Genomic DNA, 11999 nt, shown 5'->3' on the forward strand with positions numbered 1-11999 from the left:
GACCCGGTCCCGCCTCAGGGCTTGACGCCGACGCCCGCCAGCAGCCACCCGGTCGGCGGGTCGTACGGACGGTCCGGACGCCAGTCGGGCGCGTAGACCAGGCCCGGTTCGACCAGCTGGAGGCCGTCGAAGTAGTCGGCGATGAACGCGCGCGGCCGCAGCGTCACCACGATCCCGTTGCGGCGCACGAGGTCGTCGGCGATCGCGCGTTCCTCGTCGGTGAGGTTCTCGTCGAGGAAGTCGCAGACGACCAGGTGGCTGCCGGGCGCCATCCGGTCCCGGAACGCGCGGACCACGGCCCGCGGGTCGTCCCGGTCGGGGATCAGGTCCAGCATCGCGATCATCAGCACCCCGACCGGCCGGTCGAAGTCGATCAGCCGGGTGACCTGCGGGTCGCCCAGGACGGAGGCGGGGTCGCGGGCGTCGGCGTGCACCACGGCCGCGGTCGGCACCGAGTGCAGCAGGGCCCGGTAGTGGACCACCGCGACCGGATCGTGGTCGACATAGACGACGGTCGCCTCGGGATCGACGCCGTGCACGACCTCGTGCACGTTGCCGCGTCCGGGCAGCCCGCAGCCGATGTCGAGGAACTGCCGGACGCCCGCGTCCAGCAGGTACCGCACCGCGCGGCGCATGAACTTGCGGTTCTCGCGCGGCAGCAGCCGCGCGGCGTCCAGCCGCTCGAACGCCTGGATGGCGACGTCGCGGTCCTTGGAGTAGTTGTCCTTCCCGCCGAGCGAGAAGTCGTAGACCCGCGACGCGGCGGGCCGTCCGAGCCCATGGTCGGGCCGTTCGTGCTGGGCCATGGCTGTCCCCTCGACAGGCGGGGGCTCCGACCGCGTGAGGGCGCGACCGGACCTTCGGGAGGACTGCTCACAGTAGCGGCCCGGTACGCCTTCTGTCACCTTCTCCCACCCTTGCGCCGGATCTTTACCAGGGGCCGGTCATGGGGGCGGCTTCGGCGGGGGACGTGTTCCGGGTGACGGTCGCGGTGAGGCGGTCCAGGAGGTCCAGGGCGTGGGCCAGGGCGCGACGGTCGTCCTCGTCGAAGGACGCGGTCAGCGCGTCGGCGAGGGCGCCGACGCGGCGGCGGCGGTCGGCGTCGAGCGCGGCCTTGCCGGACGGCGTGAGCGTGAGGATCTTCTTGCGGGCGTCGCCAGGGTCGGGGGCCGCCGTCAGGTGACCGGCGGCGGCGAGGTCGCGGACGGTCGTGGCCATCGTCTGGTGCCGGACGCCGCGGCGGGCGGCCAGGTCGGCGGTGGTCATCGGGCCGCGGGTGTCGAGCAGGTCGAGGACCGCCGCGGGGATGGGGGCGAGCCGGTCGACGGGGCGGGTGGCGCGGACCAGCGCGCCGATCGACGTCCGCAGCCGGGCGGCCAGGTCCTCGGCGGTCGGCGCGGGCTGCTCGGGAGGTGGGGAGGGCTGCTCGGGAGGTGGGGAGGGCACGGCCTCAGGCTAACAGACCTACAGTGAATACTGTACAGTCCCATCTGTATATCGAGACGGCAGAGGAGCCGACCGTTGCAGTTGACCAAGCACGCCCACGCCTGCGTCTCGCTGACCGGCGACGGGGGACGGATCGTCATCGACCCCGGGACGTTCACCCCGGACGCGGCGGAGGCCGTGGCCGCCGCCGAGGCGGTCCTGATCACCCACGAGCACTTCGACCACTTCGACGAGAAGCTGATCGCCGAGGCGCTGGAGGCCCGGCCCGCGCTGCGGGTCTACGGGCCGGGGAGCGTCGTCGGACGCTGGTCCGCGCGGCCCGGCCAGGTCACCGAGGTCGCGGCCGGGGACGAGTTCGCCGTCGCGGGCTTCGACGTCGCGGTCTACGGCGACCTGCACGCGGCGATCCACCGCGACATCCCGCGCGTGGCCAACGTCGGCTACCTCGTCGACGGGAGCCTCTACCACCCCGGCGACGCCTACCACGCGCCGAACGCGACGGTCGACACGCTGCTGCTGCCCACCAGCGGGCCGTGGACCAAGCTCGGCGAGGCGGTGGACTACGTGCGCGAGGTCGCTCCGAGCCGCCTCGTCCAGATCCACGAGGTCATGCTCAGCGGCCTCGGGCAGCAGTCGATGACGCGGTTCCTCGATCCGGACGGGCTGACCGACGTCGGCCTGACGATCGTCCCGCCCGGGGACACCATCTCGGTCTGACCGGGGCCGTGTCCGGTCCGACCGGGCCCGTGTCCGGTCCGACCGGGGCCGTGTCCGGTCCGACCGGGGCCGTCCGGACCCCGCGGCGCGGGCCGGACGTCAGTGCCGGCGCAGGAGGTAGGTGTCCATGATCCAGCCCTTGCGGGCGCGGGCCTCGGCGCGCTCGGCCGCGATGCGGCCGGCCACGGACGGGAGCGGGCCGGAGATGAGGATCTCGTCGGGCATGCCCAGGTAGGCGCCGTAGTAGATGTCCACGTTCTCCTGGTCGGCGTACCGGGTGAAGGCGTTGTGGGCGTCGAGCATGACGACCACGTCGTCGGCGCCCGGGGGCCACTGCTCGGCGAGGCGGCGGCCGGTGGTGATCTGGACGGGCGCGCCGACGCGGTTGAGGGCGATGCCGTGCCGGGCGGTGAGCGCGGCGACGCAGCTGATGCCGGGGACGACCTCCCGCTCGAACTCCAGGCCGCGGTCGGCGAGGTCGGCGAGGATCGCGAGGGTGCTGTCGAACAGGGACGGGTCGCCCCAGACGAGGAAGGCGCCGGTCGCGCCGTCCGGGAGGTTGTCGGTGATGAGGCGCTCGCAGACGTCGGCGCGGCGGCGGCGCCAGTCGTCCACGGCCTCGGTGTAGCCGCCGGCGGTGCGGTCGCGCTCGGGGTCCTCGCCGAAGACGACGCGGTACGCGCGGTCCCCGGCGTACCGGTCGAGGATCTCCCGGCGGACGCCGGCCAGTTCCTGCTTGACCTCGCCCTTGTCGAGGATGAGGAAGACGTCGGTCCGGTTCAGCGCGGCCACCGCCTGCAGGGTCATCTGCTCCGGGTCGCCCGCCCCGATGCCGATGACGATGATCTTTCGCATGGGGACGACGGTACCGGTCCCGCTACGCTGGGACGCCACGAGCGGGAACGGAGTCCGGGATGGCGGGGCGGCGGGTGCTGCTGCTGGGCGGGACCGGTGAGGCCCGGCGGCTGGCGGCGCTGCTGGACGGGCGTCCCGGCGTCGAGGTGATCAGTTCGCTCGCCGGGCGGACGGGCCGTGCGGGCGTGCCGTCCGGACGGGTGCGCGTGGGCGGGTTCGGCGGCCCGGACGCCCTGCGGACGTGGCTGGCCGACGAGGCGGTCGACGCCGTCGTCGACGCGACGCATCCGTTCGCCGCGCGGATCACCGCCTCGGCGGCGGCAGCGGCGGCCGATGCCGGCGTGCCGTTCCTGCTGCTCCGGCGGCCCGGATGGACGGCCGGGCCGGGCGACGACTGGCGGCGCGTCCCGTCGCTGGAGGCCGCCGCCGCGAACCTGCCCGGTGAGCGCGTCTTCCTGACGACCGGACGCACCGGCCTGGCCGCCTTCGCCGCCGACGACCGCCGCTGGTTCCTGGTCCGGTCGGTGGACGCGCCGGCCCCGCCCGCGCCGCCGCGCATGCACGTCCTGCTAGACCGCGGACCGTTCGAGGTCGAAGACGAGATCGAGCTGATGCGCCGGCACGCGATCGACGTCGTGGTCACCAAGGACAGCGGCGGGGACATGACCGCCGCCAAGCTGACCGCCGCGCGCCGCCTGGGCCTGCCGGTGGTCATGATCGACCGTCCGCCGGTACCGGACGTCCCGACCGTGGAGACGGTGGACGCGGCTGCGGCCTGGCTCCTCCGGGACGGTCGAGCGTCAGGCGGTCGAGCGTCAGGCGGTCGAGCGTCAGACGGTCGAGCGTCAGGCGGTCGCGCCCGCGCGGACGGTCTCGTAGAAGGCGACCAGATCGCGCAGCAGTGACTCGACGGCGGACGCGTCGTGCGGGTCGGCGTCCAGCAGCCAGTCCGCGATGAGCTCGAACAGGCCGCCGACCAGCCCGGTCGCGACCGCGTGCAGATGGCCGGACGGCACCGGCACGCCGTGGTGCCGCCAGACGGACTCGACGAAGGCGACGGCCCAGCGGCGGTTCTCGCGGCGGCGGCGCTCCATCGCGGGGGAGACGGCGGCGGCCCGGCCGAAGGTGACGATCGCGAGGCGCGGGTCGTCCACCATCGCGTGCGCGAACGTCTCGACGAGGCGGCGTTCGGCGTCCAGGCCGGTCGTGCCGTCCGCCGAGAGGGCCTCGAAACGGTCGGTGACCTCGCGCTGCGCGCGTCCGGTGATGTCGGCGAGCAGCGCGAGGTAGCAGTCCTCGCGGCCGTCGAAGACCTCGTAGAAGCCCTTGGTGCCGACGTAGGCGTGCTGGCACAGCTGCTCGATCGAGGTCGCGGCGTAGCCGCGCTCGGCGAACAGGTCGAGGGCGGCGTCCAGGAGCTGCCGCCGCCGCTGCTCGCGCCGCTGGCCGGCGTCCATGCCGCGGATGCGGCGGCGGCGCGGCGTGTCGGTCGGGGAATCGGTCGGGGAATCGGTCGGGGAATCGGTCGGGAGGTCGGAACGTGCCACCTCCCGACCGTACCCGGATTTAGCAACAAGGGTTCTTGTTGCCAACAAGCCATCGTGTTCTAATCGGCGGGCCACTCACCGAACCACCGGAGGTCCGCCATGCGCCCACCCCGCTCCCGACCCGGCTCACGAACCGGCTCCCGACCCGGCTCCCGACCCGGCTCACGACGCCGCTCACGACGTCTCTTCCGGCTCGTGCCGACGGCGCTGCTCGGCGCGTTCGCGCTCGCGGCCGCGCTGGTCGGGACCGCGCCCGCGGCCTCCGCCTCGTCCTCGGGCTTCAACGACTGGACGTGCCGTCCCTCGGCGGCGCACCCCCGGCCCGTCCTGCTGCTGCACGGGCTCGGCGGGAACGGGCCGGGCAACTACGCCTACCTCGGCCCCTACCTGGCGGACCGGGGATACTGCGTGTTCGCGCCCACCTACGGCGAGGCGCTGCCGCCGATCCCCGTCGGCGGGTTCGTGCCCATCGACCAGTCCGCCAGAGAGATCTCCGGGACGATCGACAAGATCCTCGCGGCGACCGGCGCGCGGCGGCTCGACATCGTCGGGCACTCCGAGGGCGGCTTCCAGTCGCTGTACGTGCCGAAGTTCGCCGGACGCGCCGACCGCGCGGACCGCGTCGTCGCCCTCGCGCCGCCCACCCACGGGACGACCTTCGCCGGCCTCGTCACGCTCGCGCAGAAGCTCGGCATCATGCCGCAGGTCGACCAGGTGCTCAGCGGAGTGGGCTGCGCGGCCTGCACCGAACTCGTCAGCGGCGGCGCGGCGGTCGCGCGGCTGAACGCCGGGCCGATCGCGCAACCCGGCCTCACCTACACGATCCTGGCGTCCCACTCCGACATGCTGGTCACGCCCAACGACACCGCCTTCGTGCGGGAACCGGGCGTCACCAACGCCTACGTGCAGGACACCTGCCCGGACGACCCGGTCGGCCACATCGGGCTCGCCTACGACAGCGGCGTCGCCCAGATGGTGTCCAACGCGCTCGATCCCGCGCACGCGCGGCCCGTCACCTGCGGCATCGGCCCCGCGGCCTGATCCCGTCCGGCTCGCTCCGGCCGTCTCGTGACCACTCCAAGTGGTCACGAGACGGTCAGGAGGGATGCGCGTCCGGCTCGGGGAGTCCCAGGTAGCGGACGACCATCCGCGCGACGAACCCGGCGATCCGCTCGGGCGGGCCGTCCGACAGGATCAGGTGGCTCATCGTCAGCCGCACCGCCGCGTCCACGACCTCGGCGAACGCCTCGCGGTCCAGGTCCGGCCAGCGGTCCAGCGCGTGCTCGACGATCCGCTCGGACGCGGTGAACAGCACCGGCTCGGCCTGCGTGGTCAGCAGCGGCAGCAGCTCGTCCCCGCCCGCGCCGGTCAGCACGACCTTCTTCAGCGGGTCGTCCGCCGAGGTCACCAGGGTGAACCGGACCGCCGCCGCGACCGCCGCGTACAGGTCGTCGTGCTCGGCGAGCACCCGGTCGATGCCGTCGAGGTAGCGCTCGTTGTCGCGCAGGACCACCGCCTGCGCGAGCCCCCACTTGTCGCCGAACTCGTTGTAGACGGTCTGCCTGCTGACACCGGCCGCCTCCGCCGCGTCCCGCATGCGCAGACCGCGGTAGCCGCGCTCCACCAGCATCTCGGCGGCGGCGTCGAGCAGCGCCTCGCGGACCGGGCTCCGCCGTCCGGTGGCGGCTGGCCCGGCGGCCCCGGAGCGGACGGCGGGATCGGTGGGATCGGCGGGGTCGGACGGGGTCATCGAGACTCCGGATTCGGGACCGGCTCGGCGGACGGCCTCACGGACGGCTTCGCAAACGGCTTCACGGACGGCTGCCGGAGCGGCACGGGGACGCGGACGTCTTCGCTGGCATGGCCTCACGGAAATCGGTTCGCTGTCAAGGACGGCCCCTCATTATCATCGGCCCGGTGAAGAACGACGAATACCTGGACGTCAACCGCGCGCTGTGGGACGAGCGGGTCCCCATCCACGTCGGCAGCGAGTTCTACGACGTCGCCGGGTTCCGCGCGGGCGCGGACGCGCTCCGCGACTTCGAGCTCGCCGAGGTGGGCGACGTCTCCGGACGTTCCCTCGCGCACCTCCAGTGCCACTTCGGGCTCGACACGCTGTCCTGGGCGCGGCGCGGGGCGCGCGTCACGGGGCTCGACTTCTCCGCGCCGGCGATCGAGACCGCGCGGTCCCTGGCGTCCGAGACCGGACTCGACGCCCGGTTCGTCGTCTCCGACGTCTACGCCGCGCCGGAGGCGCTCGGCGAGACCTACGACATCGTCTACACCGGCCTCGGCGCGATCTGCTGGCTGCCCGACATCGCCCGCTGGGCCCGGACGGTCGCCGCGCTGCTCCGGCCCGGCGGGTTCCTCTACCTGTCGGAGTTCCACCCCTTCGCCGACACCCTCGACGAGGAGACCGGCACGACCGTCACGTTCGACTACTTCGACCGCGGGCCCCAGGAGTGGACCCAGTCCGGCACCTACGCCGACCGCAGCGCGCCGACCCGCCACAACCGGTCGATCTCGTTCGCGCACGGCGTCGGGGACGTGGTCAGCGCGGTCATCGCCGCCGGCCTCCGCCTCGACTTCCTGCACGAGCACGAGTACACGGTGTTCGCGCCCTTCCAGAACCTCCAGAAGGACGGCCAGATCTACCGCGTGCCCGAGGGCCGCCCGCGCGTCCCCCTGATGTACTCCCTACGCGCCACCCGAGCCTGACCCCCCTCCGCAATCCCCAAACACGCGCACCCGCCCTCACGCCCTCGCGCATCCGCAGTTGCGCGGGGGCGGGGGTGCGGGGTCAGTGCACGCACGCTCGCCGGACGAAGTGATCGTAACGGACTTCGGCGGGCGGGCCGCAGGCGACGACGCGCCCGTCCGCGAGCACGTGGACGGTGTCGCACACGCCGAGAACGCGCTCCAGCTCGCGTTCGACCAGGATGACCGCGAGCCCTTCGGCGGCCAGCTCCCGCAGCAGCACCTCCAGGGCCCGGGACGCCGCCTCGCCCAGCCCGCGGGACGGCTCGTCCAGCACCAGCGCCCGCGGACGCGTCGCCAGCGCGCACGCGAGTTCGGCGAGCCGCGCCACCTCCGGCGGCACCTCGCCGACCCGGTGCGCGGCGAAGTCGGCGATGCCGAGCCGGCGCAGCAGCGCGTCGGCGGTCTCGCCGGTCAGGTCCCGGGCGGCGCGACGGCGCCGGCGCCGGTCGAGGCGGTCGCGCCCGGCGATCTCGCGGCGTGCGACCTCCCGCGCGGCCGCGGCCCGCACGCCCTCGCGGAGCGTGCGCCGCGCCGACCGGCCGCGCGGCGGGGACGGCCGCTGGAAGGTGCGGGCGACGCCGCGCCGGGCGACCTCGCCGGGGGAGCGGCCGAGCAGGTCCGCGCCGTCCAGCCGGACGCTGCCGACCGCCGGACGGCGCAACCCGCAGAGCACGTCGCACAGTGTCGTCTTGCCCGCGCCGTCCGGGCCGAGCAGGCCGGTCACCGCGCCCGGCGGCGCGGTCAGTCCCGCGCCGTCCACGGCCGTGATCCCGCCGAACCGCACCGTCACGCCCGCCGCCCGCAGCCCCTCGCCGGGGACCGGCCGGGCGGCGTCCCGTCGCTCGCCCATGCCCACCGCCATGTGCCTTCGCGTCTGCCCGGCGTGACCTAGATCATGTGATCCCGATCACGACGGCCACGATAACGGCGACACCGGGCGAGATCCAGCCCCGCGGTTCCGGCCCCCAGATCCAGCCCTCCACGGAGGACGGAAACCGTCCGGGCGGGACCGGCACCGCGTCGCCCGCGGGCGTTGGTCGCTCAGCGGACGCCCTTGATCGGCAACACCGTGGCGGCGCCGAACAATGCCAGGACCGCCGCCACGACGTAGAGCGCCGAGTACCCGCCGAGGAGGCCGATGACGAGCGCGGCGACGAACGGCGAGACGATCTGCGGCCCGGCGTTGGCGATGTTCAGCACGGCCATGTCCCGGCCCGCGTCGCCCTCGCTCGGCAGCACGAGCGTGACCAGCGAGGTGTCCACGGCCATGTAGACGCCGAAGAACAGGCCGTTCACCACCGAGTAGGCGATCATCGCGCCCCAGGTGGGGGAGGCGAGCGGGATCAGCAGCGACGCCGCCATGCCGAGGCCGCTGACGCCGACGAACGCGCGCCGCCGGTCGAGCCGGTCCGAGAGCGGGCCGCCGATCATCGTGGAGACGATCGACACGACCGCCGAGATCGTGCTGAGCAGGACGACGGCGTCCGCGTGCCTCATCCCGGACGGGACGCCGGTGATGTGGTCGTCCAGCATGTACAGCAGGTAGCCGAGGATGCTGAAGTAGCTGAGGATGATGAGCGCGCGGCCGAGGAAGACCCAGCGGAAGTCCGGCACCGCCAGCGCGGACAGGAACGACCGCGCCGCCTCCCGGAAGCCCGGCGCCGCGTCCGCCGAGGCATTCGGGGCCGTGCTCGACGCCGGGGCGGGGAGCTCGTCGGGACGCGGGTCGTGCGTGCAGGTGACCATCATGGCCATCGCCGCGACCAGCACGAGGCCGAGCGTGGCGTAGCCCCAGCCGAGGCGGTCCACGAACCGGCTCGCGATCAGGCCGCCGGCCACGGTCGCGACCGTGGTCCCCGCGCCGACCATCGCCGAGGCCGTGCCGCGCCGCTCGCGCGGCACCCGGTCCGGGACGATCGCGGTGAGCGCGGCCTGCACCAGGTTCGCCGCGCCCTGCGCCAGCACCCATCCGACGCCGAGCAGCAGCAGGCCGTTCGCGGCGCCCATGAGCAGGAGGAAGGCGAAGGTGGCCAGCGCGCCGCCGAGCATCCACGGGGCGCGGCGGCCGAACCGGGACCGCGTGCGGTCCGAGAGCGCGCCGCCGATCGGCTGGAGCAGCGTCGCGAACGCCGCGCCGACGCCGGTGATCACGCCGAGGCTGGTGACCTTGTGGCCGGGGTCGATGTTCCCGACCTGGGTGGGCAGCAGGATCTGCCCGATGCCCAGGTAGACGGCGAAGACGGCGGCGTTCCCGCCGAACAGCGCCCACATCAGCCCGCGCTGCCCCTGCCGTCCGGCCGGAGCCGCCGCGCCGGACGACGCCGTGCCGGACGACGCCGTGCCGGACGACGCCGTGCCGGACGGAGCGGAGGCGGGGCCGCCGGGCCGCGCCTCCATCCCGGCGGTCACCGGACGGCCTTGCGGGACGCTCGGATGGGATTCATGGCTGCGCCTCCAGGGGGTGAGGGCTCCGCGCCCGGCGCGGAGCGGGACGGCCTCGGCGGGACCGCGGACCGCGGTCCAGGGGCCCGGAGACCGCGGACCGGAGACCGCGGACCGGAGACCGCGGACCGAAGACCGCGGACCGAAGACCGGGGGCCGGAGACCGGGGACCGCGGACCGGGGCCGCGGTCCGCGGTTGGTGAAACGTATCACTTATACGTATAAAGTCCAGTGCGCGCCAGTGCGTACGCTGGTGCGGACTCCCGTCGAACGGAACACTGGCCGCGATGAAACTGCCGTCCTCCCGTCCCGACCGTCCGCCGACCAGCGTCGACGTCGCGCGGCTCGCGGGCGTCTCGCAGGCCACCGTGTCCTACGTGCTGAACGACGCGCCCGGCGTGCGGATCAGCGACGAGACGCGCGCGAAGGTGCGCGCCGCCGCCGACGAGCTGGGCTACGCGCCGCACGCGTCCGCCCGCGCGCTGAAGACGGGCCGCAGCGACCTGGTGCTCTGCCCGGTCCCGGACGTGGCGCTCGGCCCGCTGTTCGGCATCTGGATCCGGGAGCTGACCGCGCGGCTCGGCGAGCTCGGGTTCCGGCTCGTCCTGCTGCAGGGGGACGCTGCGGAGAGGGGCGTGGCCGCCGCCCGTGCGTGGGCGGAGTGGCGTCCGGCGGCGGTGCTGGTGCAGGCCGACCGGCTCACCCGCGCGGCCGTCCGGCAGCTGCACGCGGCCGGGACCGCGGCGGTGGTCGCGATCGGGCCCGAGCCGTCCGCGCTCACCCCGACGCTGGTCTTCGACGACGTGGCGATCGGCCGCGCCGCCGCGCGCCACCTGGCCGAACGGGGACGGGTCCGGCTCGCCGCCGTCGTCCCGTCCGAGCCGGTGCTGGGGGACTTCGGCGAGCGCCGGTTCGGCGGCGTGGCTGCCGAGGCCACCGCGCGCGGCCTGCCGGTCGAGCGCGTGGACCTGGCGTTCGACGAGGCGGGGGCGGCCGCCGTCGCCGCGCGCTGGGCCGCCGCTCCGGACCGTCCGGACGCGGTGTTCGCCTACAACGACGAGTACGCGGTGCTGATGCTGCGCGCCCTCCAGGACGCCGGGCTGGACGTGCCGGGCGACGTGGCCCTGGTCGGCGCGGACGACCTGCCGTGGGCGGCGCTGCTGCGGCCCCGGATCAGCTCGGTGCGGATCATCGGCGCCGGGTCGGCGGGCGGAACCGCCGACTGGATCGGCGGGCTCATCCGCGACCGCGAGCGCTCCCCGGCCGTGCACCGCGAGCTGACGCGGGTGGAGATCGTGCCGCGCGAATCGTCCTGATTCCTCCCTCGACCGGCCCGTCCCGGACTACGATCTTGCCGCGCGGGCCGCCGCGGCGCGGCGCGGCGCGGGCCGGCGGGGGAGCCGGGGAGCGGAGGACGCATGGACGGCACGACGGCCGGGAGCGGCGCCGAGATCGACACCTCGACGCCGAGCGTCGCCCGGATGTACGACTACTTCCTCGGCGGCAAGGACAACTTCGCGGTGGACCGGGCCGCCGCCGACCGGATCAAGGCGGTCGTGCCCGACACCTACGAGCTGGTGTGGGAGAACCGCCGGTTCCTGGGCCGCGCGATCGACCACCTCACCGGGCTCGGCGTCCGGCAGTTCGTGGACATCGGCGCGGGCCTGCCCACGCGCGGCAACGTGCACGAGATCGCGCAGCGGACGATCCCGGACGCGCGCGTCGTCTACGTGGACAACGATCCGATCGTCCTCGCGCACGGCCGGGCTCTGCTCGCCGACAACCGGACGACCACGGTCATCCGCGCCGACCTGCGGGACCCGGGGAGCATCCTCGGCCATCCCGAGCTGTGCGACCTGATCGACTTCGCCGAGCCGGTGGGGCTGCTGCTGGTGGCGATGGTCCAGTTCGTCCCGGACGGCGACGACCCCGAGGGCCTGGTCGCCGCCTACCGCGACGCGCTCGCGCCCGGCAGCCACCTGGTGCTCACCCACCTCACCGACACCGGCACCGACCCGGCCGGGCGCGCCGCCGCCGAGGCCGTCTACGCCGGGGCCAGCTCGCCGCTGACGTTCCGCTCGGCCGCGCGCATCGAGGGCTTCTTCGGCGACTTCGAGCTGGTCGAACCGGGCGTCGTGCACGCCTGCGAGTGGCGTCCGGACGAGGCGGCGTCCGAGTTCCGCACCGACTGGCTCCTCGCGGGCGTCGCCCGCAAGCCGTAGCCCCCGGGCG

The 11999-nt window shown here is 74.5% G+C and carries 13 protein-coding genes; 6 read left to right on the plus strand and 7 right to left on the minus strand.

What is annotated here, in order from left to right; genetic code table 11:
• Positions 1 to 14 precede the first annotated feature (14 nt).
• On the minus strand, positions 15 to 806 hold the full coding sequence (locus ACFPCY_RS07320; protein WP_378252865.1) for an SAM-dependent methyltransferase: 792 nt from the start codon (positions 804 to 806) through the stop codon (positions 15 to 17).
• A 124-nt stretch (positions 807 to 930) separates the two neighbouring features.
• Positions 931 to 1446 (minus strand): MarR family winged helix-turn-helix transcriptional regulator, encoded by a 516-nt coding sequence (locus ACFPCY_RS07325; RefSeq protein ID WP_378252866.1) that lies wholly within the window; start codon positions 1444 to 1446, stop codon positions 931 to 933.
• A gap of 75 nt (positions 1447 to 1521) precedes the next feature.
• Here ACFPCY_RS07325 and ACFPCY_RS07330 point away from each other — a divergent pair, with 75 nt between their 5' ends.
• On the plus strand, positions 1522 to 2163 hold the full coding sequence (locus ACFPCY_RS07330) for an MBL fold metallo-hydrolase (protein ID WP_378252867.1): 642 nt from the start codon (positions 1522 to 1524) through the stop codon (positions 2161 to 2163).
• A 99-nt stretch (positions 2164 to 2262) separates the two neighbouring features.
• Here the strand turns inward: ACFPCY_RS07330 and cobF are convergent, their stop codons facing one another.
• Positions 2263 to 3018 carry a precorrin-6A synthase (deacetylating) gene (cobF, locus tag ACFPCY_RS07335; protein WP_378252868.1) on the minus strand — a complete coding sequence of 252 codons (756 nt, stop codon included), beginning with the start codon at positions 3016 to 3018 and terminating at the stop codon, positions 2263 to 2265.
• A gap of 59 nt (positions 3019 to 3077) precedes the next feature.
• Between cobF and ACFPCY_RS07340 the strand changes: the two genes are divergently transcribed.
• Positions 3078 to 3923 carry a cobalt-precorrin-6A reductase gene (locus tag ACFPCY_RS07340; protein WP_378252869.1) on the plus strand — a complete coding sequence of 282 codons (846 nt, stop codon included), beginning with the start codon at positions 3078 to 3080 and terminating at the stop codon, positions 3921 to 3923.
• Here the strand turns inward: ACFPCY_RS07340 and ACFPCY_RS07345 are convergent.
• Positions 3864 to 4565 carry a TetR/AcrR family transcriptional regulator gene (locus ACFPCY_RS07345; protein ID WP_378252870.1) on the minus strand — a complete coding sequence of 234 codons (702 nt, stop codon included), beginning with the start codon at positions 4563 to 4565 and terminating at the stop codon, positions 3864 to 3866. The two genes, ACFPCY_RS07340 and ACFPCY_RS07345, sit on opposite strands and share 60 nt — an antisense overlap.
• A 195-nt stretch (positions 4566 to 4760) precedes the next feature.
• On the opposite strand from ACFPCY_RS07345, the gene ACFPCY_RS07350 reads away from it, so the two are divergent.
• Positions 4761 to 5606, plus strand: coding sequence for an esterase/lipase family protein (locus ACFPCY_RS07350; RefSeq protein WP_378252871.1), 846 nt, complete (start codon positions 4761 to 4763; stop codon positions 5604 to 5606).
• Positions 5607 to 5661: 55 nt separating this feature from the next.
• Here the strand turns inward: ACFPCY_RS07350 and ACFPCY_RS07355 are convergent, their stop codons facing one another.
• Positions 5662 to 6315, minus strand: a complete 654-nt coding sequence (locus tag ACFPCY_RS07355; protein WP_378252872.1) for a TetR/AcrR family transcriptional regulator — start codon at positions 6313 to 6315, stop codon at positions 5662 to 5664.
• Positions 6316 to 6482: 167 nt separating this feature from the next.
• Between ACFPCY_RS07355 and ACFPCY_RS07360 the strand changes: the two genes are divergently transcribed.
• A complete protein-coding gene (locus ACFPCY_RS07360) occupies positions 6483 to 7283 on the plus strand; it encodes a class I SAM-dependent methyltransferase (protein ID WP_378252873.1) in 801 nt (266 codons plus the stop codon).
• A gap of 82 nt (positions 7284 to 7365) precedes the next feature.
• On the opposite strand, the gene ACFPCY_RS07365 is transcribed toward ACFPCY_RS07360, so the two are convergent.
• Complete coding sequence (locus ACFPCY_RS07365; protein WP_378252874.1) at positions 7366 to 8175, minus strand: ATP-binding cassette domain-containing protein; 810 nt, start codon at positions 8173 to 8175, stop codon at positions 7366 to 7368.
• Positions 8176 to 8366: 191 nt separating this feature from the next.
• Positions 8367 to 9734, minus strand: a complete 1368-nt coding sequence (locus ACFPCY_RS07370; RefSeq protein WP_378252875.1) for an MFS transporter — start codon at positions 9732 to 9734, stop codon at positions 8367 to 8369.
• Between the two features lie 320 nt (positions 9735 to 10054).
• On the opposite strand from ACFPCY_RS07370, the gene ACFPCY_RS07375 reads away from it, so the two are divergent.
• Together ACFPCY_RS07375 and ACFPCY_RS07380 are read left to right on the plus strand one after the other, a co-directional pair.
• Positions 10055 to 11083, plus strand: a complete 1029-nt coding sequence (locus ACFPCY_RS07375; protein WP_378252876.1) for a LacI family DNA-binding transcriptional regulator — start codon at positions 10055 to 10057, stop codon at positions 11081 to 11083.
• Between the two features lie 102 nt (positions 11084 to 11185).
• Positions 11186 to 11989 (plus strand): SAM-dependent methyltransferase, encoded by an 804-nt coding sequence (locus ACFPCY_RS07380; RefSeq protein ID WP_378252877.1) that lies wholly within the window; start codon positions 11186 to 11188, stop codon positions 11987 to 11989.
• Positions 11990 to 11999 lie beyond the last annotated feature (10 nt).

The organism is Actinomadura gamaensis, assembly GCF_042652125.1.
Lineage (GTDB): Bacteria > Actinomycetota > Actinomycetes > Streptosporangiales > Streptosporangiaceae > Spirillospora > Spirillospora gamaensis.

Coding starts and splice junctions, on each gene's coding strand:
- ACFPCY_RS07365 (WP_378252874.1), bottom strand. CDS start 8,175: ATGGGCGAGCGACGGGACGCCGCCCGGCCGGTCCCCGGCGAGGGGCTG.
- ACFPCY_RS07340 (WP_378252869.1), top strand. CDS start 3,078: ATGGCGGGGCGGCGGGTGCTGCTGCTGGGCGGGACCGGTGAGGCCCGG.
- ACFPCY_RS07320 (WP_378252865.1), bottom strand. CDS start 806: ATGGCCCAGCACGAACGGCCCGACCATGGGCTCGGACGGCCCGCCGCG.
- cobF (WP_378252868.1), bottom strand. CDS start 3,018: ATGCGAAAGATCATCGTCATCGGCATCGGGGCGGGCGACCCGGAGCAG.
- ACFPCY_RS07375 (WP_378252876.1), top strand. CDS start 10,055: ATGAAACTGCCGTCCTCCCGTCCCGACCGTCCGCCGACCAGCGTCGAC.
- ACFPCY_RS07355 (WP_378252872.1), bottom strand. CDS start 6,315: ATGACCCCGTCCGACCCCGCCGATCCCACCGATCCCGCCGTCCGCTCC.
- ACFPCY_RS07380 (WP_378252877.1), top strand. CDS start 11,186: ATGGACGGCACGACGGCCGGGAGCGGCGCCGAGATCGACACCTCGACG.